Annotated in this window: 1 pseudogene; it reads left to right on the top strand. The window is 67.3% G+C overall.

Annotated elements, in window-relative coordinates:
* Positions 1 to 306, top strand: a pseudogene (locus IEI94_RS22750) (TRAP transporter permease); the annotation flags it as partial.

The raw sequence follows: 306 nt of genomic DNA, 5'->3' as shown, positions 1-306 counted from the left end.
TCCGGACTGCTGCTGCTCCCGGCGCTCTACGCGCTGCTGCAGACGGTCCTGATGTGGCGCGCCATCGAGGGCGGCGCGCAGCGCATCGAGCCGCATATCGAGGCCTGGCACTACGGCTATCCGCTGATCCTGGCCACCGCCGCGGCCATCGTGATGTCGTGGCTGTATCGCCAGGTACGCGAGAAGTTCGCCCTGCCCGACCTGGTGCTGATGGTCTGCGCGCTGGCCAGCGCCGGCTATTTCCTGGTGATCTTCAACACCCCGCTGCGCATGTCCACCGGCACCTCCTTCGCGCCGATGGGCATT

The organism is Halomonas sp. ML-15, assembly GCF_014779595.1.
In the GTDB taxonomy this organism is placed as follows: domain Bacteria; phylum Pseudomonadota; class Gammaproteobacteria; order Pseudomonadales; family Halomonadaceae; genus Franzmannia.
This window is presented reverse-complemented; position numbering and strand designations above follow the sequence as displayed.